Genomic DNA, 20,763 nt, shown 5'->3' with positions numbered 1-20,763 from the left:
AATGAAATTATTTGACGTTTATCCTATTCTAAATATAGAATTAAGTAAGAGCAAAGAGTCTTATATTTTTGATGTAGAAGGAAATATGTATTTAGATTTTTATGGAGGACATGCAGTGATTTCCATTGGACATTCGCATCCATATTATGTGAAAGCTTTGACTGAACAAATTCATAAAATTTGTTATTATTCTAACAGTGTTCATATTTATCAAAAAAACAAATTAGCTGATTTACTTGGAAATATTTCAGGATATGAAAATTATTTATTATTTTTATGTAATTCTGGAACAGAATCTAATGAAAATGCATTGAAAATAGCTTCTTTCCATACAGGAAAAAAAAAAGTAATTGCTTTTAAAGGTTCTTTTCATGGAAGAACAAGTGGGAGTTTATCCGTTACGGATAACTACAAGTTTATATCCCCTTTTAATACTCAACATGAAACTATATTTTTGGATTATCAAGATTTTAATTCTTTAGAAAATCAATTAAGGAATCAAGATATTTGTGCTGTCATTACTGAAGGAATACAAGGACTATCTGGAATTGTAGATCCTGGGTCTGATTTCTTTTATAAAATTGAAAAATTTTGCAAAAAATACGATACAGTATTGATTATAGACGAGGTCCAAAGTGGATATGGAAGAACAGGATCTTTTTTTTCTCATCAATTATATTCTATAAAACCTGATTTAATTACTATAGCTAAAGGTATGGGAAATGGGTTTCCTATAGGAGGAGTGCTCATACATCCTAAATTCAAACCATATTATGGAATGTTGGGAACAACTTTTGGAGGGAATCATTTAGCATGTACAGCTGGTATTGCTGTGTTGGAAATAATTCAAAAAGAAAATTTGGTTGAAAATGCAAAAAATATGGGAAAAATATTGTTAGATCAATTGCGTATTATTCCTGAAATTAAAGAAATTAGGGGAAGAGGACTGATGATAGGATTAAAATTTGATTTTCCCATTCAGAATCTAAAAAATATTTTAATTTATAAGGAAAAAGTTTTTGTTGGTACATCAAATCATCCATATGTTTTACGATTACTTCCTCCATTAAATATTAATGAAAATCATATCAAATTATTTGTAAAAAAGTTAAAGAATGCCTTATTCTATCTATTAAAAAATGGAAAATAAAATAAAGAAAGCGATTCTTGTATTGGAAGACGGAACTAGGTATGAAGCTTATCATTTTGGAGCACCAGTATCTTCTTCTGGAGAGGTTGTATTTAATACAGCAATGACTGGTTATACCGAAAGTATAACAGACCCATCTTACAAAGGTCAAATATTGACTTATACTTATCCTATAATAGGAAATTATGGAATTCCGTCTTCTATTGAAGAATCTATTTATGAATTTCATGAATCCGATAGAATTCAAGTATCTGGACTTATTATTTCTTATTATTCTAATCGTCCGTATCATTGGAATATGAATCAAACCCTATCAAATTGGTTGAGTGAAAATGGAATTCCTGGATTATATGGTGTAGATACTAGGTTTATTGCAAAAAAACTTAGAAAAAATGGAGGATCCATGTTGGGTAAAATTTTAATGGAAAATGAAGATATTCCTTTTTATGATCCGAATCAGGATAATCTTTCTGAAAAAGTATCTATACATGAAAAAATTGTATATGGAAATGGAAAATACAAAATATTACTTGTAGATTTTGGGTTAAAAAATAATATATTACGTTGTCTTCTACGAAGAGATTGTTTTATTATCAGAGTGCCATGGGATTATGATTTTACTCAAGAAGAATATGATGGTTTGGTTTTTTCGAATGGACCTGGAAATCCTAAGATTTATAAAAAACCGATACATTATCTTCGGATAGCTATGAAAAAAAAACAACCTATATTTGGCATATGTTTGGGTCATCAACTTTTGGGGATAGCAGCTGGAGGAGATACTTATAAATTGAAATATGCACATCGAAGTCATAATCAACCAGTTTTGTCGTTGAGAACAGGAAAAAGTTTTATCACATCACAAAATCATGGATATGTTTTGGATCCAATCAATCTTTGTAAAGAATGGAAAGTTTTTTTTAAAAATTTAAATGATGATACTTGTGAAGGAATCATTCATGATGAAAAACCTTTTTTTTCTGTACAATTCCATCCAGAAGCTTCAAGTGGACCTAAAGATACCGAATTTTTATTCGATTTTTTTATAGATTCAATTAAAAAAAATAAATAGAATCTTTCAAAATTAGTATGAAAATAGATAAAATACTCATCCTGGGATCAGGTGCATTAAAAATAGGAGAAGCTGGTGAATTTGATTATTCTGGAACACAAGCATTAAAAGCCCTTAAAGAGGAGGGAATTTATACTATATTGATTAATCCAAATATTGCCACTGTTCAAACATCGAAAGGAATTGCTGATAAAGTTTATTTTCTTCCTTTGACTTTATTTTTTATTAAACGTGTTATAGATAAGGAAAGACCACAAGGAATTTTATTGTCTTTTGGTGGACAGACTGCATTGAATTGTGGAATTCAACTGTTTAAAGAAGGTATTATCGAAAAATATAAAATTCAAGTTTTAGGTACTTCTATTGAATCTATTATTCGCAGTGAAGATAGAAACTTATTTAGAAATAGATTAACTCATATTAACATAAAAACGGCAAAAAGTTTTGTAGTCCATTCTATGGATGATGCAATATTCTATTCTTTAAAAATAGGGTTTCCTATTATCATCAGATCAGCTTATACTCTTGGAGGTTTAGGAAGTGGTTTTGCTAAAAATGTTAATGATTTAAAAAAAATAGTAAATAAGGCTTTTTCTTATTCTTCTCAAATTGTTGTTGAAGAATATTTAGAAGGATGGAAAGAAATTGAATATGAAATAGTTAGAGATCGATATGATAATTGTATTTCTGTATGCAATATGGAAAACTTTGATCCTATAGGAATTCATACAGGAGAAAGCATTGTTGTTGCACCTTCACAAACTTTGACAAATTCTGAATATTATAATTTAAGAAAATTAGCGATAGATCTCGCTAGAGATTTTCATATCATAGGAGAATGTAACGTTCAATTTGCGCTAGATACAAATTCTGAAGATTATCGTGTTATTGAGGTAAATGCACGTCTTTCTCGTTCTAGTGCTCTTGCTTCTAAAGCAACAGGTTATCCTTTAGCTTTTGTTGCTGCAAAATTATCTTTAGGATACGGTTTGCATGAATTAAAAAATTCTGTCACTAAAAATACTTCTGCTTTTTTTGAACCTGCATTGGATTATGTAGTCTGTAAAATTCCCAGATGGGATCTAAATAAATTTTATGGTGTTTCTAATAGGATAGGAAGTAGTATGAAAAGCGTAGGTGAAGTCATGGCTATTGGAGGGTCTTTTGAAGAGGCCTTACAAAAAGGAATTCGTATGTTAGATATAGGAATGCAAGGATTCATTAACATTATTAATCATAAAAAATTAAAATCTATTCAATTGTTAAAGGAATATCTAAAAAAACCTACAGATCAAAGAATTTTCTTTTTAGAAGAAGCTTTAGAAGAAGGATTTTCCATCAAGGAAATACATCATTTAACAAAGATAGACCCATGGTTTTTATATCAACTTAATAATATTTTTCAAACAAAAAAAAAGATAGATTGTTTTAATAATTATAGAGATCTTCCGGAAGAATTGTTACGAAAAGCCAAAAAAGAAGGTTTTTCTGATATACAAATAGCTAGTATTTTTTTTAAAAAAAATAAAAATCATAATATTTATAATCTAGAAAAAAAAATAAGAGAATATAGAAAAGTAAAAAATATAGTTCCATATGTGAGACAAATTGATACTTTAGCTTCTGAATATCCAGCTCATACAAATTATTTGTATTTAACATATCATGCTATTCAACATGATATTATTTATGAAAATGATGGAAAATCTGTCATTACATTAGGATCTGGTGTTTATAGAATTGGAAGTAGTGTCGAATTTGATTGGTGTTGTGTCAATGCATTAAATACAATTCATAAAGAATCTTATAGATCCATAATGATCAATTATAATCCAGAAACTGTTAGTACTGATTTTGATATATGTGATCGATTATATTTTGAAGAACTGACTTTAGAACGTGTATTAGATATTATTGAATTAGAAAAACCTAAAGGTACAATTGTATCTATGGGAGGACAAATCCCCAATAATTTAGTTTTAAAACTTTATGAAAAAAAGGTTCAAATTTTAGGAACTTCTCCTATTTCTATAGACAAAGTGGAGAATAGATATAAATTTTCTAATGCTATGGATTCTTTAAAAATTAGACAACCTAGATGGAAAGAATTATCTGATACTGATGCTATTTATCAATTTATAAAAGAAGTAGATTTTCCTATATTAGTTAGACCTTCTTATGTTCTTTCTGGAGCGGATATGAATGTTATTTCTAATCAAGATGAACTGCAACATTATCTTCGTGAAAAAATATCTATATCTTCTGAATATCCATTAATCATTACAGAATTTATTAAAAATGCTAAAGAAATTGAATTAGATGCTGTTTCTCAAAATGGAGAAATTTTGTATTATGCTATATCAGAACACGTAGAATTTGCAGGAATACACTCAGGAGATGCGACATTAGTATATCCACCACATAATCTATATTTATCTACATTAAAAGAAATCATTCGTATATCTGAAAAAATATCCAAATATTTTAATATATCTGGTCCTTTCAATATTCAATTTTTATCTAAAGATAATGAAATCAAAGTAATAGAATGTAATTTGAGAGCTTCCAGAAGTTTTCCTTTTGTATCAAAAGTATCTCATTTTAATATGATAGAATTAGCTACCCAAGTTATTCTTGGAAAGAAAAAAAATAAAATAGAACCTAATTTTTTTATTACAAATTTTTTGGGAGTAAAAGCTTCTCAATTTTCTTTTTCACGTTTGCAAGATGCAGATCCTATTTTGGGGGTAGATATGGCATCCACAGGAGAAGTGGGATGTTTAGGAAATACTTTTGATGAAGCACTTTTAAAATCTATGCTTTCTGTAGGGTACACCGTACCCAAAAAAAATATATTGATATCTGGAGGACCTATTGAATCTAAATTAACTCTTTTGGGAGTTATAAAGCTTTTGCATAAAAAAGGATATATATTGTTTGCGACAGAAGGAACTAATAGTTTTTTATCTCATAATGGAATTCCTTCAATAAAAGTTTATTGGCCTAATGTAAAAAAATATTCAAATGTTCTTGATTTAATAAAAAATAGAAAATTGGATTTAATTATTAATATCCCAAAAAATCTCAGTAAATCAGAATTGAATAATGATTATGCTATCAGACGTTATGCTGTAGATTTTAATATTCCTCTACTCACTAATGCACGTTTAGCAAAAGCTTTTATACAAGCATTTTGTCATCTAACTTTTGATCAGTTATTTATCAAATCTTGGGATGAATATTGAATATTATATTATAAATTATGAAAAAATTTTTTAGCGTAGAAGATGTTATAGATGTGTATGATCTGATTAAAGATGCTCTTTTTTTGAAAAAAAATCCATATGATTTTCAACATATCGGAAAAAATAAGACAATCGGATTGGTCTTTTTTAATCCTAGTTTACGAACAAGAATTAGTTGTCAAAAAGCGGCTTTTAACTTAGGATGTAATACTTGGGTATTAGATTTTAATAAAGATTCTTGGACAATTGAAATGAATGATGGAAGTATCATGAATTTTACACAAGAACATCTTAAAGAAGCTATTTCTGTAATGAGTATGTATTGTGATATTCTTGCAGTAAGAACTTTTCCTAATCTTTTAGATAAAGATTATGATTATAAAGAAATTATTTTTAATAAAATATTAAATTATTCCAAAGTTCCAGTAGTGAATATGGAAAGTGCAACTTTGCATCCTTTACAGTCTTTAGCCGATGTTATAACAATTGCGGAATTTACATCTCTTTTTAAAAAGAGATGTAAAGTCGTATTAAGTTGGGCTCCTCATGTCAAATCATTACCTCATTCCGTAGCGAATTCTTTTTCTCAATGGATATCAAAAATCAAAAAAATAGATTTTATGATCACGTGTCCAAAAAGATATAATCTACATCAAAAATTTTCTAATGGAGTTGATACGACACATAATCAAAATGAAGCATTTATAAATGCAGATTTTATTTATGCAAAAAATTGGAGTAGTTATTTAGATTATGGAAAAATACTTTGTAAAAGTTCCGATTGGATGATTACTGAAAAAAAAATGAAACTAACCAATCAAGCTAAATTTATGCACTGTTTGCCTGTCAGGAGAAATGTGGTAGTAGAAGATGCGGTTTTAGATAGGAATAAATATTCCAATTCCATTGTATTGGAACAAGCAAAAAATAGAATTTATGCTTCGCAAATAATTTTTTTAAAAATATTACAATCTTTATCATGAAAATCCATATAGTCAAAATTGGAGGTCATTTAATTAATGATCATAGATATCTTCATGATTCTTTAGAGGCTTTTTGTAAACTACAAGGATATAAAATATTGATTCATGGAGGAGGAATAAAAGCAGATTTGATTTCAAAAAAAATGGGTATTTCTCCAAAAATGATACAAGGTAGAAGAATAACAGATCAAGAAACTTTGGATATAGTTGTTATGACTTATGCAGGAATAATCAATAAAAGTATTGTGGCTATATTACAATCTTATCATTGTAATGCTTTAGGATTATGTGGAGCAGATGGAAATTGTATTAGATCATATTTACGTAAAATCACAAATATTAATTATGGACATGTGGGTGATATTGATGTAAAAAGTATTAATACACATTTAATAAAATTTTTATTAAAAAATAATATCATTCCTGTATTATGTTCCATAACACATAATGGAAACGGAAATCTACTCAACACAAATGCAGATACAATAGCTGCTTATATAGCTATGTCATTAGCTCAGAATCAGAAAGAAAGTTGTGAAGTAGAGTTACATTTTTGTTTCGAAAAAAAAGGAGTTTTACGAAATATGCAGGATTCGGAATCTTATTTCCGAAAAATAAATTTTCATTTATTTCAAAAAATGAAAAAAAATCATTCCATAACAAATGGAATGATTCCTAAATTGGAAAATGCTTTTTTTGCATTAAAAAATGGAGTATATAAAGTTAGTATCGGTTTACCTATACATTTGAATGATGATGTGAATACTAGACTATGTCTGTAGTAAATTTGCAAGTTTTAAAGAAAGAATCCATACAACTTCTGATGCAGATCATCAATACGCCTTCTATATCTAAAAAAGAAAATGAGGTATCATTTTTGATTGAGAATTATCTCCATCAATATGGATTTCATGTCAAAAGAAAATTCAATAATATATGGACTGAAAATAATAATTATACTAAAAAAGAAAATATACAAACCATATTATTGAATTCTCATCATGACACAATAAAACCAGGAAAAAATTGGATAACAAATCCATTTACTGCTATTAGAAAAGAAGATAAATTGATTGGATTAGGGAGTAATGATGCTGGAGCTTCTATCGTTTCATTGATATCTACTTTTGTATATTTAAGTAGTTTATCGGAATTGCCTTATAAACTAGTACTTTCTATTACTGCAGAAGAAGAAATATCTGGTCCCTTAGGTGTAAGATCAATTTTATCTGAATTAGGATCTATAGATCTAGGAATTGTGGGAGAACCAACAAAAATGCAAGTAGCTATTGCTGAAAAAGGATTAATAGTGTTAGATTGTATAGCTGAGGGGAAGACAGGACACTCTGCTAGAAATACAGGAATCAATGCTATTTATATAGCAACAAGAGATATAGAATATTTAAAAAATTTTTCTTTTGATAGAAAATCTGAATTATTAGGTTTTACTACTTTAAATGTAACTCAAATACGAGGGGGAATACAACATAATGTGATCCCTGATATTTGTTCTTTTGTTATAGATATTAGAACTAATGAATTATATAGAAATGAGGAATTGATTGAAATTATACAAGAAAAAATTCATTCTAAAATCAAACCACGTCCTTCATATTTAAATTCATCTTTTATAAATCCTATGCATCCTATTGTTTTAAAGGCTCAATCTATAGGAAGAAATATATATGGATCTCCTACTCTTTCAGATCAAAGTATAATGCCTTTTTCTACTATTAAAATGGGAGTAGGAGATAGCAAACGTTCTCATACGCCTAATGAATACGTTTTGATTTCAGAAATCATGGAAGGAATAGATATTTATATCTGTTTATTGAAAGATTTTCACTTTTGAATTTGAAACAAAAAAGGTAAATTTGTTATATTTCTTAAAAAATGTAAAAAGCATGTTACAAGAAATAAACGATGATAATTTTGAAAATTTGATTTCTGAATCAGAAAAACCTGTTATGATAGATTTTTGGGCACCATGGTGTGCTCCATGTAAAGCTTTATCTGCTATATTAGAAGAAATTTTTTCTGAATATTATACAAAAGTATCAATTTTTAAATTGAATGTAGATAATAATCCTAAAATTTCTTCTAAATATGGAATCCGTAGTATTCCTACTATGATTTTTTTTAAAAATGGAAAAAAGAAAGATATTCATGTTGGAATTCTTTCTAAAGAAAATATAAGAAAAAAATTAGATGATTTAATTATTTCATGATTTTTGGTCTGGTAGTTCAGTTGGTTAGAATACATGCCTGTCACGCATGGGGTCGCGGGTTCAAATCCCGTCCAGACCGCTTTTTATATTTCATAATATCTTCTATAGATATAATTTTCATATGAAATTTTTCAGCTATCTGAATCAATTGTGGTAAACGTGCCATAGATCCATTTTTATTCAATATTTCGACCAAAACTCCTCCAGGAAGGCATCCTGCCATTTGAGTGATATCAATAGCAGCTTCTGTATGTCCAGGTCTTTCTAAGACTCCCCCTTTTTTTGCACGAAGAGGAAATATATGTCCTGGTTTGTTAAATGCTTCTGGTTTGACTTCGTGAACTAGAGCAAGAATAGTTTTTGCTCTATCTGAAACGGAAATCCCAGTGCTGACACCATTGCCTCGTAAATCTACTGACACAGTGAATGCCGTTTTTCTAGGATCGGTGTTGTTTTTTACCATCATTTGAAGTTTTAATTGATCACATTTTTCTTCTGTTAAAGAAACACAAACTAAACCTCTTCCATGAGTAATGAGAAAATTGACAATTTTAGGAGTGATTTTTTCAGCAGCTACTATAAAATCTCCTTCATTTTCACGATTTTTATCATCAACTACAATGATAATTTTTCCATTTTTTATATCCTGTATGGCTTCTTCAATATCATGAAAATTTTGATTCAAATCAAAAATCATATTTTTATTTAATTATATAATATCAAAATCATCCATTACAGTTTTATAAGTCATCCATATACTTACTGGAAAAAAAATAAAATTTGGGATCCAAGCTCCTATCCATGGATATATTTCAGCTTTTTCTACTTTATTTTGAGTGATAGTTAGTAAAGTGTAATAAATAATGAATATAGCCAGAGCTATCATAGTTGGATAACCTATTCCTCCTTTCCTAATAATAGCACCTAATGGTGCTCCAGTAAGAAACATTATAATGCATGTTACTGGAAATGTAAATTTTTTTTGTAATTCTAATTGCAGTTTGGCTAAGTATATTTTATTTTTGTAGTCTTTATGATTTTTTTTCTTTAAAAAATTAATTTTTTGAATAATGTTTTTTGTATTTAAGGTTTGATAAAAATCATAGTCATTTAAGTTATTTATTTTCGATTCTGAAGGAATTTCAAAATTTTGAATTAAAATATCAAATTCTACAATTTGATAAGAGTGTTGTTTTTTTTTATTTTCATGTAAGTTCTCACTATATAAAACTCCATTCATTAATTTTAATTGAAGAGATTTATTCTCTTCATTAGGTATGAAAACTCCTTTTTGAGAAATAATAGTATTCACAAGTGAATTTTTTCCATAAAAAAAAATGAATACATTATATAAATAATTACTATTTATTGACTTTTTATTTATTTTTATGAATAAATTCGGTAGTAAATTTACAAAAATTCCTTCTTTTAATTTTAACGATGGATGGGTTAACGATATTTGATATCCTAATTTTTTAGCTTTTATTTTTGCTTTTGGAATCACAAAATCTGAAAATAAATACAATATAATGGATAAAAAAAAAGTGACCCATAAAATAGGAACCATAACACGAAAAAGAGATATTCCAGAAGATTTTATAGCGATCAATTCTTGATTTTCTGAAAAATCACCAAATATTATAATAGAAGTCAATAATAGCGCAATGGGAGTTACTAATGGGATAATAGATATCCCAAAGTAAAATATAAATTTTAATATAATGAAAATACTAATGTTTTTTCCTGTTAGTTCATCTATTTGACTCCAAAAGAATTGGATCATAAAAATAATAAATATTGTAAAATAAATAATGAAAAAAGGAGCGATAAACAAACGGACCATGTACCAATCAAGTTTCTTTATTATCATGATAAATTTGAATTTATTTATTCATATATCATATCCGGTTCTGGCAAAAAAAAGTATTCATTTTTTTCGTTATTTTTTCCATAAAAATCAACGATTTTTTTAATATCTGAAAGTTCCATAAATGGACATTGTAATCGTATTAATTCATTTCTATTAGAAAATAGCAGATCTCCTTTTCCGATTAATTGTTCAGCTCCTGTACAATCTAATATAGTTCTAGAATCTATTTTAGAATTTACTTTAAATGCAATTCTTGCAGGAAAATTGGATTTAATTAATCCAGTAATCACATCTACTGATGGACGTTGTGTGGCTATAATCAAATGAATACCAACAGCGCGAGCGATCTGTGCTAACCGAGTTATATATGTTTCTATTTGTTTTTTTTGATTATGAATATTTAAATCTGCAAATTCATCAATAATTAATATGATATAAGGTAAATGATATTTGTCATTGTATTTTATATTATTATATTCTTGAATATTTCTAACTTTATGTTTTTCTAAAAGAGCATATCTTTGATCCATCTCTTTACATAAAGAATTTAATATATTTTTTACTTTATTTAAATCTGTAATGATAGGTTCTATAGAATTCGGAAGTGTAGCAAAATAAGATTTAGAAATTTTTTTATATATAGATAATTCTACTTTTTTTGGATCAATTAAAATAAACTTGATGTCTTTTGGATTTTTTTTATATAATAGAAAAATAATCATAGTATTTAATCCTACGGATTTTCCTTGTCCTGTTGATCCTGCTATAAGTAAATGGGGCATTTTTGCTAAATCCACAATAAAAATATCATTAAATACTGTTTTTCCCAAAGAAATAGGAAGTTCCATATGATTACTTTTTTTGTTGCTTTCTTCTGAAAATAAAATGTCTTTCATATAAACGGGATAACGATTATGATTGGGTATTTCTATTCCAATGGATCCTTTTCCAGGTATGGGTGCTATAATTCTTATAGATAGAGCAGATAAATTTAAAGCAATCTCATTTTTTAAGTTCTTGATTTTTGAAATACGTGTTCCTATTTTAGGATATATTTCATATAAAATAATAGTAGGTCCTACATTTGCTTTGATTTCACATATTTCAATATTATAATAGTTCAGTATTTGAATTATTTTTTTCTTGTTAGATTCCAAATCAATTTTCATATCAGTGTCAGTGTATGAAAAATCTTCCTTTTTTATAGAAAGAGTAGAATAAAGAATATTTTTATTTTGATAAGAATCAATCTTTTGTTCTAGTTTATGAATAATTTTTTTTTTTTTAATATTTTGTGTTTTTTTTTTTATTATAGTTGGAGAACTTATTCTGAAAATGATAATCAAATAAAAAATGATACTCGCAAAAATAAGCATATATAATCCTACTTTTCCGAATAAATGAATTAAGTAGTTTCCTATTTCAAATCCAAAAATTCCACTTAATATTCCTTGATTCGGAATAATGACATAAAAAGATATGGGAAGCCATATACTAAAGAACAGCAATTGATATATTGTGGATTTGTAAGAATTATTTAACAATTTTTTGTTAATAAAGAGAATTTTTAATCCTGTTAAAAATAGGATAACAGGAATGATAAAAGCACTAACTCCTATTCCACAATAAATAAAATAGTGAGAGACAGCAGCTCCTATTTTTCCAAGTAAATTTTCTGCTATGATTTCTTTATCAAAAAGTTTTGATAGTTGACTTTGATCATTTTTCCAATGAAAAAGAAAAGAAAAAAAACTTAAAAATAAAAAAAAACTGTTTCCTAATAAAAAAAATCCAAAAATGGTTTTAATAGTTTTATTTTCATTTCTTTTTATTTTAATTTGGTCCATTTTTTTATAATTATGGAAAAAATTTAATCTTTTTTAAATTATTTGTTTTGATTTAAAAAAGTTTTTTATGTAAAATTTATTATATTATATATTCTGAATAAAAAAAAAAAAAAGATGAAAAAAACAAAAATTATTTTATTTGTCCTTTGTTTAGGATTTTTTTATCCTTTTCATAATTTTGCAGAAATCATAAAGCAAAAAAAAACAACAAATGAAAATCCACATTTGAATATATTTGTTGATTTTTCTAGTAGTCTGAATTCGAAAGTAAAAAAAGAATTATCTGAAGGGTCTCGTTTTTCTGAAGACTATTTAAATTTTGAAATAATAGGAAAGGCTAATGATAAAATTAGTTATCGTTTGACCAAGCAGTTGAAAAAAACAGAAAATTCTGAAATGATTGATTTAGCTTATTTAAAATATAAGTGGAACGAGAAACTTTATTTTTTGATTGGAAAACAACCTTTTGCTTTTGGTAGTATGGAATATGCTAATCATTTCTATGAATACGCATACCGTTATCCGCATGTATACAAAAATCAGGTTAATCCTGTTGGATTTAGTTTTGTTTATCTTCCTATAAAAAATCACGAGTTACAATTTCAAATTGTCAATGGAAATAATATAAAAAATCGAGAAAAAAATGTAGTGATAGAAATCAATCATCCTATGGGATATTCTGTAAATTGGAATTGGAGTTTATTCAAAAATAAAATTATACAAAATAGATGGTCTTATTCTATTTTTCAAGAAAATGATAAAAATAAATTTTGGAAATTTTTAGCTTTAGGCAGTAAATTAAACTTAAAACCTTTTTCCATAGAAGCAGACTATATATTGAGCGATGAAGATGTAGAAAAAAATATGAATATGAAAAAAATTTTACGATCATTGAATAATGATTATGATTATATACCCTCTATAAAATATGGAACTTATTTAGTAAAATTAAAATACAACTTTATTCCAAAATGGAATTTAATTGCTAAAGGAGTATATGAAATAGGAACCTCTAAAAAAGGAATGAATAACGATATTTTGGGAGAAAATAAATTATTTCAAAAAGCATATACTTATTATGGAGGGATAGAATTTCTTCCTATCATAAAAAATGAGGATCTTAGTTTTCATTTTGTGTATCAAAACCATAGAATAAATTACAATTTAGATCAAATTAAAAAAGAAAATAAAAATGATCATTTTATCATTTTAGGATTTAATTATCGTGTTAAAATGATTTAAAAAATAATAATAAAAAAATATCGAGATACGATATGTAAGCTCGGTATTTTTTTTTTTACAGTATGTATGAAAATCGGACTTTATTTTGGATCATTTAATCCTATTCATTTAGGACACACAATCATTGCTAATCATATAATAGAATTTTTAGATATAGATTATGTTTGGTTTGTGGTCTCTCCACAAAATCCATTAAAAAAAAAAATCTTTTAGATTATGAACATAGAATTCAAATGGTTAAAAGAGCTGTTGATGATTATGAAAAAATGAGTGTTTTGGATATTGAATCTGGAAATTTTCCTTCTTATACAATTCATACACTTGACAATATAGAAAAAAAATATCCTAGAAATAAATTTTTTCTTCTTTTGGGAAAAGATTCATTTTGTTCTTTAAAAAAATGGAAAAATTATAAAATCATTTTAAATAAATATGATATATTGGTTTATCCTAGAATTGGATTTTTTTCTCATACTGTTTTGAAACATAAAAAAGACAACATAATTTTTCTGAAAGCTCCAATTATTGAAATATCTTCTTCTTTTATTCGAAAATCTATTCGAGAAGGAAAAAATATGAAGCCTTTACTTCACGCAGAAGTTTGGAATTATATGAATCAATATAAATTCTATATGAAAAAGTAAAATTATTCTTTACTTTTAAATTTATAATATTCATGAGCTTTTTTTAACAATCTTATAAACTCAAGTTCTCCGAATATTTTTTTGATGGAATTCCAATTTGGTTTTTTAATACGAAATTTTTCTTCCTGAAAAGAAAAAAAGGGAATATTAGTAACAATAGTAATTAATTTTTTTGATAAAAAACCCAAATCTTTATTTTTTTCAATATTTTTTTTAATTTTTCCGTTAAGATCATGAGTTGAATTGAATAATTTTTCAATACTTCCATATTTTTTAATAAATTTTGTAGCATTTATTTTTCCTACTCCTGGCAACCCTGGTATATTATCAGAAGGATCTCCCATCATACTCCATAAATCTACAATTTGTTTTGGATGATTGACCCCAAATTCTTTTTTTATTTCTTCTATTCCTAAGATTTTTCTTTCCTTTCCTTTAAAAGGTGGAATATAAACTTTAATATTTTCTGTTATAAGTTGAAAAAAATCTTTATCTAAAGTAATTATATAAACAATATATCCTTTATATTCTGCTATTTTAGCTATTGTTCCGATACAATCATCAGCTTCATACCCATTTTGGGCATAAAAAAAAGAAATTTTGAAAGTTTTTAAAATTTTTATAATATAAGGAATAGCTGTGGAAATAGCTTCCGGTGTTTTTTTTCTATGCGCTTTGTATTTATTATATTCTTTTTTTCTAAAAGAAGTTTCTTGTATGGAATCAAAAACAGTAGCCATGTAAGATGGTTTTTCATTATTTAATGTCTTTATTAAAAAATATGTGAAATTTATGATAGGCGAAGTATTCAGTCCTTTAGAAGTGAAAAGAGGATTATGTATATAAGCGTAATAACTTTGATAAATGAGAGGATATGCATCAATTAAAAATAATTTTTTATTCATATATCAATTTTTTATAAACTATACTATTTTTTTTATGAAAAATATGAAAAAATCAAATAAATATACAGTAACTGCTGCTTTACCTTATGCAAATGGGCCAATTCATATTGGACATTTAGCAGGAGTTTATTTACCTGCAGATATTTTTGTTCGTTATCTCAGACGAAAAAAAATAGATGTTATTTTTATATGTGGATCTGATGAACATGGAGTCCCTATTGCTATACAAGCTAAAAAAGAAAAAAAAACTCCTCAAGAAATAGTAAATAAGTATCATGACATGATTAAAGATTGCTTTAATAATTTTGGTATACAATTTGATCACTATTCCAGAACTTCTACAAAAATTCATCACGAAATCTCTACTTCTTTTTTTAACAAACTTCATAATCAAAAAAAAATTTTTGAAAAAATCTCTGAACAATATTATGATAAAAAAGCTCAACAATTTTTAGCGGACAGATATATATCTGGAACATGTCCCCATTGCAAAAATGAAGAAGCTTACGGAGATCAATGCGAAAATTGTGGTATTTCACTAATACCTGAAGATTTAATATATCCAAAATCAACTATAAGTGGAAGTATTCCAATTTGGAAAAAAACTAAACATTGGTATTTTCCTTTAGATCACTATCAAAAATTTTTAGAAGAATGGATTAATCATAAAAAAGATTGGAAAGTAAATGTATATGGACAAGCAAAATCTTGGTTAGATCAAGGATTAAAACCTCGTGCTATAACAAGAGATTTAAATTGGGGTGTTCCTGTTCCGAAAAATATAGGAAAAGTTTTGTATGTCTGGTTTGAAGCTCCCATAGGATATATTTCTGCTACTATAGAGTGGGCTAGACAAAAAAAAATCGATTGGAAACCTTATTGGAAAGATAAAGATACTAAATTAATTCAGTTTATAGGAAAAGATAATATTGTTTTTCATTGTATTGTTTTTCCAGTTATACTCAAAGCATATAATAATGGATATATCCTTCCGGATCAAATATTGGCTAATGAATTTCTTCATTTAGAAAATAAAAAAATATCTACTTCTAAAAATTGGGCAGTATGGGTTCATGAGTATTTAAAAGATTTTCCCAATCAACAGGATACACTTCGTTATATTCTCATAGCTAACATGCCTGAAAAAAAAGATAATAATTTTAATTGGAAAGATTTTCAAAGAAAAAATAATACTGAATTGGTTGCTATATTAGGAAATTTTGTAAATAGAAGTTTAACTTTAATTCAAAGGTTCAATAAAGGGATAGTTCCTCATCCTGAAATGTTATCTAGAAAGGATCAAAACATTTTAACTAAAATTAAAAACTATCCAGAATATATCGGTAATTTAATTGAATCCTACCAATTTCGAGAATCCTTAACATGTTTTATGGATTTAGCTAGATTAGGAAATAAATATTTAACAGAAGAAGAACCTTGGAATCAAAAAGAAAAGAAACGTGTCAATACCATACTTTATGTATCACTCCAAATTGTTGGAATGTTAGCTCAACTTGCAGAGCCTTTTCTTCCATATACGGCGAAAAAATTGTTAAATATGCTTCGTTTGAAAACTTTTTTTTGGAATCAAATAAAAAATATAGAAGAAATTTTATGTCCAGGACATGTTCTAGGTCATACTATATTTTTATTTCAAAAAATAACCAATGAAAGTATAGAAAAACAGATTAAAAAACTGGATAAAATCCAATAATATAATTCACGCGATATGATCTATGATCAACTGGCACTGGCGGAGAGAGAGGGATTCGAACCCCCGGAGGTATGACCCTCAACGATTTTCAAGACCGCCGCAATTAACCACTCTGCCATCTCTCCAAACTATATTTATAGTTATAGTATTTCTATTATGTTTCTAAGAAGATCTTGCATCGTTTCTCTTTTTCTGATAAGAAAATCTTTTCCATTAAAAATCATAACCTCAGAAGGTCTATAACGAGAATTATAATTCGAAGACATAGAAAAACAGTAAGCTCCCGCATTTTTAATACACAAAATATCTCCTTCACGGATTTCTTGAACTTTTCTATTCAAACCAAAAGTATCTGATTCGCAAATATATCCAACAACCGTGTAAAAATGAAAATGTCCATTGGGATTAGAAATATTTTCAATACAGTGATAAGCATCGTAAAACATAGGACGAATCAAATGATTAAATCCTGAATCTACTCCAGCAAATACAGTTGAAGTCGTATGTTTAATAACATTCACACTAACTAAAAAATATCCAGATTCACTAACTATAAATTTTCCAGGTTCAAATATCAAAGTAATTTGATTTCCGTAATTTTTACAAAATTCTTCGAATTTTCTTGTAATAGAGAAACTTAAAGAATAAAGATCCGTTTTGATATCATTTTTTTTGTATGGAACTTTAAAACCACTTCCAAAATCAATATAATCAAGATTGGGAAAATCCATAGCTGTTTGAAACAAAATTTTCGCTCCTTCTAAAAAAGATTTGATATTTGATATATCGGATCCTGTATGCATATGAAATCCTTCTATTTTAAGTCCGGTATTCTTTAATATTCTTTTTATATGAGGAATTTGATAGTAAGAAATACCGAATTTAGAATCAACATGGCCTACTGAAATTTTTGAATTTCCTCCTGCCATAATATGCGGATTGATTCTGATTCCTACAGCATAATCTGGGTAAAATTCTCCAAATTTTTCTAAAATAGATAAATTATCTAGATTAATTCTCACTCCAAAATCAACAGCTTTTTTGATTTCTTGAATCGAAACACAATTCGGAGTGAATATAATTTTTTTAGGATGAAAACCTGCTTTTAATCCTAATTCGACTTCCTGAATAGATACGGTATCTAATCCACTTCCTAATTTTTGCAAAAATTTTAATATATTTAAATTAGTATTAGCTTTACAGGCATAATTAATGATTAAATTTTTTATGCCACTAAAAGCATTTTTCATTTTTATATATTGTTTCTTGATTTTGCAAGAGTCGTATACATAAAGTGGAGTTCCATACTTTTGTGTGAGTCCAATTAAATATTCTTTATCAACTGAGGAATTTTTATTTTCTAATTCATACATCATAATTTTACAATAAAGCTAAATGAATTACATCATTCATATTTCTAACATAATCAAAAGTTAATCCTTTTAAGTGTTCGGATTTTATTTCTTCTACATCTTTTTTATTATCCTGTGAAAGAATAATTTCTTTAATATTAGCACGTTTAGCCGCTAAAATTTTTTCTTTAATTCCACCAACAGGAAGAACCTTACCTCTTAAAGTGATTTCTCCTGTCATAGCTAAATGAGGTCTTAATTTTCTTTTAGTAAAACTTGAGACTAGAGATGTTAACATAGTTATTCCTGCAGATGGACCATCTTTAGGAACTGCTCCTTCAGGAACATGAACATGTACATTTTTTTCTTCCAACATGATAGGATCTATGTTAAATTCTTTATAATGAGCTTTAATATACTGTAAAGCAATTGTTGCAGATTCTTTCATCACTTCTCCTAAATTACCAGTAATACTTAAATGACCTTTTCCTTTAGATAAACTGGATTCGATATATAAAATATCTCCACCAAAATGAGTCCAAGCTAAACCAGTAACGACCCCTGGTACACTATTTTCTTCATAACGATCCGGATCATTGGGTATACCAAGAATACTTTCTATTTTTTCAATACTCAAATGCTTAACATATTTTTTATTCATCGCAATATGTTTAGCTACATAACGTGCTAATTTAGCAATATGTTTTTCCAAAGTTCTCAAACCAGATTCTCTTGTATAACTCTCAATGACTTTTTCTATTTCTTTTGTTTCAAGTACTAAATCTGATTTTCTTAAACCATTTTCTTTCAGTTGTTTAGGTAATATATGTTTTTTGACAATTTGCGTTTTTTCTTCTACAGTATATCCATTCATTTCTATGACCTCCATTCTATCTATTAGAGCTGGTTGAATATGTGAAAGTGAATTTGCGGTAGCAATAAATAATACTTTTGATAAATCGTAACCCATTTCTAAAAAATTATCATAAAACGAGGTGTTTTGTTCCGGATCTAAAACTTCTAACATGGCAGAAGAAGGATCTCCATTCGTACCTATCCCCATTTTATCTATTTCATCTATAACAAAAACGGGATTTGAAGTTCCTACTTTTCTAATAGATTGTAATAAACGACCAGGCATAGCTCCTATGTAAGTCCTTCTGTGGCCCCGTATTTCTGATTCATCATGTAATCCTCCTAAAGAAATACGAACGTATTTTCTTTTCAGTGCAGTAGCTATAGATTTTCCTAAAGAAGTTTTTCCGACTCCGGGTGGACCATAAAAACATAGAATAGGAGAACGCATATCTCTCCTTAATTTTAATACAGCTAAATATTCGATAATACGTTCTTTTACTTTTTCTAGTCCATAGTGATCTCTGTCTAATATTTTTTGTGCATATTCCAAATCAAAATTATCTTTTGAATATCTTCCCCAAGGAAGATCAATCATCAATTCAAGATAATTCCTTTGTACCGTATATTCTGGCATTTGAGGGTTAGTTCTTTGCATTTTTAATAATTCTCGATCAAACTGTTTTTTTGCTTCTTTAGGCCATTTTTTTTTGGAAGCTTTAGCACGCATTTCATCTATTTCTTTTTCATAAGAAATATCTCCTAATTCTTCTTGTATAGCTTTAATTTGCTGGTGCAAAAAATATTCTCTCTGTTGCTGATCCATATCACTACGAACACGGGATTGAATATCATTTTTTAACTTAATTTGTTGATGTTCTACGTTTAGAAAACGCAATGTTTCCATTGCTCTTTTTTTTAAATCATCGTATTCTAATAATTTTTGTTTATCTTTAGTAGCTAAATTCATATTAGCTGCTACAAAATTTATTAAAAAAGAGGGACTTTCGATGTTGCGAATAGCAATGCTTGCTTCTGATGGAATGTTTGGGTTATCTTGAATAATTTTGATTGCTATTTCCTTTATAGATTCCACTAAAGCAAGGTACTCTTTATCCTTGCAGGAAGGTTTATTCTCTTCTAGTGCTATGATTTCTGCTTTAAAATATGGATCGTTTTGAATAAAACGATTGACTTTAAATCTTCTTTTTCCCTGTAAAATAACGGTAGTATTTCCGTCAGGCATTTTCAATAATTTCAGTATTTTAGCAACTGTTCCAATAGAATATAAATCTTTTTCACTAAGATTTTCTATACCGGAATTTTTTTGCGTTAGAACTCCAACTGTTTTATCTAATCCATAAGCATCTTGTAATAATTGTATGGATCCACTTTTTCCTGCTATAATTGGAAAAACAATACCAGAATACAAAACCATATTTCTTACTGTTAAGATACATAATTGTTTAGGAATATCATCTTTAAGTAACTGATCTTCTTCATCTTGACTCATTAAGGGAATAAACTCAGCTTCAGACTCAAATCCAGATTCTGTAAATATATTTTTTAATAACATAAAAAAATAGATTTCTGACTTAAATGATGGATTAACTCGTATAAAAATTAATCACCATAACATAAATTAAATATACTGTT

General features: G+C 27.2%; 15 protein-coding genes, 2 tRNA genes and 1 pseudogene. 11 read left to right on the top strand and 7 right to left on the bottom strand.

Translation table 11 applies throughout. From position 1 onward, the window contains the following. The first annotated feature begins 1 nt into the window (after nucleotide 1). The 8 genes from H0H55_RS01625 to H0H55_RS01590 all read left to right on the top strand — a co-directional run bounded on the left by H0H55_RS01625 (nucleotide 2) and on the right by H0H55_RS01590 (nucleotide 8,757). Entirely contained in the window at nucleotides 2-1,150 is a 1,149-nt protein-coding gene (locus tag H0H55_RS01625; protein WP_185861035.1) for an aspartate aminotransferase family protein, read from the top strand. After that, the gene (gene carA, locus H0H55_RS01620) at nucleotides 1,140-2,222 is read left to right on the top strand and encodes a glutamine-hydrolyzing carbamoyl-phosphate synthase small subunit (RefSeq protein ID WP_185861034.1); all 1,083 of its coding nucleotides are present in this window, start codon (nucleotides 1,140-1,142) and stop codon (nucleotides 2,220-2,222) included. Before H0H55_RS01625 ends, carA begins: the two co-directional genes overlap by 11 nt. Before the next feature lie 17 nt (nucleotides 2,223-2,239). Beyond that, complete coding sequence (gene carB, locus H0H55_RS01615; RefSeq protein WP_185861033.1) at nucleotides 2,240-5,467, top strand: carbamoyl-phosphate synthase (glutamine-hydrolyzing) large subunit; 3,228 nt, start codon at nucleotides 2,240-2,242, stop codon at nucleotides 5,465-5,467. Nucleotides 5,468-5,484: 17 nt separating this feature from the next. Beyond that, nucleotides 5,485-6,450 (top strand): Rossmann-fold NAD(P)-binding domain-containing protein, encoded by a 966-nt coding sequence (locus H0H55_RS01610; protein WP_185861032.1) that lies wholly within the window; start codon nucleotides 5,485-5,487, stop codon nucleotides 6,448-6,450. Continuing rightward, nucleotides 6,447-7,232 carry an acetylglutamate kinase gene (argB, locus tag H0H55_RS01605; RefSeq protein WP_185861031.1) on the top strand — a complete coding sequence of 262 codons (786 nt, stop codon included), beginning with the start codon at nucleotides 6,447-6,449 and terminating at the stop codon, nucleotides 7,230-7,232. The genes H0H55_RS01610 and argB overlap by 4 nt, the downstream gene beginning before the upstream one ends. Continuing rightward, nucleotides 7,223-8,302: a M20 family metallo-hydrolase gene (locus H0H55_RS01600; RefSeq protein WP_185861030.1), complete on the top strand. Its 1,080-nt coding sequence runs from the start codon at nucleotides 7,223-7,225 to the stop codon at nucleotides 8,300-8,302. Before argB ends, H0H55_RS01600 begins: the two co-directional genes overlap by 10 nt. A gap of 52 nt (nucleotides 8,303-8,354) precedes the next feature. Continuing rightward, nucleotides 8,355-8,678, top strand: a complete 324-nt coding sequence (trxA, locus tag H0H55_RS01595; RefSeq protein WP_185861029.1) for a thioredoxin — start codon at nucleotides 8,355-8,357, stop codon at nucleotides 8,676-8,678. Nucleotides 8,679-8,683: 5 nt separating this feature from the next. Further along, nucleotides 8,684-8,757 (top strand) — tRNA-Asp (locus tag H0H55_RS01590). Here H0H55_RS01590 and ribB read toward each other — a convergent pair. From ribB to H0H55_RS01575, 3 genes are read right to left on the bottom strand one after another with little or no spacing between them, the layout of a single operon-like run. Further along, a complete protein-coding gene (gene ribB / locus H0H55_RS01585) occupies nucleotides 8,719-9,375 on the bottom strand; it encodes a 3,4-dihydroxy-2-butanone-4-phosphate synthase (protein ID WP_185861564.1) in 657 nt (218 codons plus the stop codon). The genes H0H55_RS01590 and ribB overlap by 39 nt on opposite strands. Before the next feature lie 12 nt (nucleotides 9,376-9,387). Continuing rightward, entirely contained in the window at nucleotides 9,388-10,548 is a 1,161-nt protein-coding gene (locus H0H55_RS01580; protein ID WP_185861028.1) for an LptF/LptG family permease, read from the bottom strand. Nucleotides 10,549-10,565: 17 nt separating this feature from the next. Next, a complete protein-coding gene (locus H0H55_RS01575) occupies nucleotides 10,566-12,395 on the bottom strand; it encodes a DNA translocase FtsK 4TM domain-containing protein (protein ID WP_185861027.1) in 1,830 nt (609 codons plus the stop codon). Between the two features lie 114 nt (nucleotides 12,396-12,509). Between H0H55_RS01575 and H0H55_RS01570 the strand changes: the two genes are divergently transcribed. Then, a complete protein-coding gene (locus tag H0H55_RS01570; protein ID WP_185861026.1) occupies nucleotides 12,510-13,637 on the top strand; it encodes a porin in 1,128 nt (375 codons plus the stop codon). Between the two features lie 66 nt (nucleotides 13,638-13,703). Further along, a pseudogene (gene nadD, locus H0H55_RS01565) lies at nucleotides 13,704-14,281 on the top strand (nicotinate (nicotinamide) nucleotide adenylyltransferase). A 2-nt stretch (nucleotides 14,282-14,283) separates the two neighbouring features. On the opposite strand, the gene H0H55_RS01560 reads toward nadD, so the two are convergent. Continuing rightward, complete coding sequence (locus tag H0H55_RS01560; protein ID WP_185861025.1) at nucleotides 14,284-15,186, bottom strand: 5'-3' exonuclease; 903 nt, start codon at nucleotides 15,184-15,186, stop codon at nucleotides 14,284-14,286. Between the two features lie 43 nt (nucleotides 15,187-15,229). Between H0H55_RS01560 and metG the strand changes: the two genes are divergently transcribed. Beyond that, nucleotides 15,230-16,900, top strand: a complete 1,671-nt coding sequence (gene metG / locus H0H55_RS01555; RefSeq protein ID WP_238784143.1) for a methionine--tRNA ligase — start codon at nucleotides 15,230-15,232, stop codon at nucleotides 16,898-16,900. Nucleotides 16,901-16,937: 37 nt separating this feature from the next. On the opposite strand, the gene H0H55_RS01550 is transcribed toward metG, so the two are convergent. From H0H55_RS01550 to lon, 3 genes are all read right to left on the bottom strand, one after another. Beyond that, a tRNA-Ser gene (locus tag H0H55_RS01550) sits at nucleotides 16,938-17,025 on the bottom strand. A gap of 15 nt (nucleotides 17,026-17,040) precedes the next feature. Further along, entirely contained in the window at nucleotides 17,041-18,276 is a 1,236-nt protein-coding gene (lysA, locus tag H0H55_RS01545) for a diaminopimelate decarboxylase (protein ID WP_185861023.1), read from the bottom strand. Nucleotides 18,277-18,280: 4 nt separating this feature from the next. Further along, nucleotides 18,281-20,683 (bottom strand): endopeptidase La, encoded by a 2,403-nt coding sequence (gene lon, locus H0H55_RS01540; protein ID WP_185861022.1) that lies wholly within the window; start codon nucleotides 20,681-20,683, stop codon nucleotides 18,281-18,283. Between the last annotated feature and the right edge of the window lie 80 nt (nucleotides 20,684-20,763).

It is taken from the genome of Blattabacterium cuenoti (assembly GCF_014251795.1).
GTDB lineage: Bacteria > Bacteroidota > Bacteroidia > Flavobacteriales > Blattabacteriaceae > Blattabacterium > Blattabacterium cuenoti_AB.
Note: the sequence above shows the minus strand (reverse complement) of the source record. Positions and strands in the feature narration are given on the sequence as shown.

Bases quoted from the DNA above. Each gene is read 5' to 3' on its own strand.
- H0H55_RS01625 (WP_185861035.1), top strand. From the start codon at position 2: ATGAAATTATTTGACGTTTATCCTATTCTAAATATAGAATTAAGTAAG.
- carA (WP_185861034.1), top strand. From the start codon at position 1,140: ATGGAAAATAAAATAAAGAAAGCGATTCTTGTATTGGAAGACGGAACT.
- carB (WP_185861033.1), top strand. From the start codon at position 2,240: ATGAAAATAGATAAAATACTCATCCTGGGATCAGGTGCATTAAAAATA.
- H0H55_RS01610 (WP_185861032.1), top strand. From the start codon at position 5,485: ATGAAAAAATTTTTTAGCGTAGAAGATGTTATAGATGTGTATGATCTG.
- argB (WP_185861031.1), top strand. From the start codon at position 6,447: ATGAAAATCCATATAGTCAAAATTGGAGGTCATTTAATTAATGATCAT.
- H0H55_RS01600 (WP_185861030.1), top strand. From the start codon at position 7,223: ATGTCTGTAGTAAATTTGCAAGTTTTAAAGAAAGAATCCATACAACTT.
- trxA (WP_185861029.1), top strand. From the start codon at position 8,355: ATGTTACAAGAAATAAACGATGATAATTTTGAAAATTTGATTTCTGAA.
- ribB (WP_185861564.1), bottom strand. From the start codon at position 9,375: ATGATTTTTGATTTGAATCAAAATTTTCATGATATTGAAGAAGCCATA.
- H0H55_RS01580 (WP_185861028.1), bottom strand. From the start codon at position 10,548: ATGATAATAAAGAAACTTGATTGGTACATGGTCCGTTTGTTTATCGCT.
- H0H55_RS01575 (WP_185861027.1), bottom strand. From the start codon at position 12,395: ATGGACCAAATTAAAATAAAAAGAAATGAAAATAAAACTATTAAAACC.
- H0H55_RS01570 (WP_185861026.1), top strand. From the start codon at position 12,510: ATGAAAAAAACAAAAATTATTTTATTTGTCCTTTGTTTAGGATTTTTT.
- H0H55_RS01560 (WP_185861025.1), bottom strand. From the start codon at position 15,186: ATGAATAAAAAATTATTTTTAATTGATGCATATCCTCTCATTTATCAA.
- metG (WP_238784143.1), top strand. From the start codon at position 15,230: ATGAAAAAATCAAATAAATATACAGTAACTGCTGCTTTACCTTATGCA.
- lysA (WP_185861023.1), bottom strand. From the start codon at position 18,276: ATGATGTATGAATTAGAAAATAAAAATTCCTCAGTTGATAAAGAATAT.
- lon (WP_185861022.1), bottom strand. From the start codon at position 20,683: ATGTTATTAAAAAATATATTTACAGAATCTGGATTTGAGTCTGAAGCT.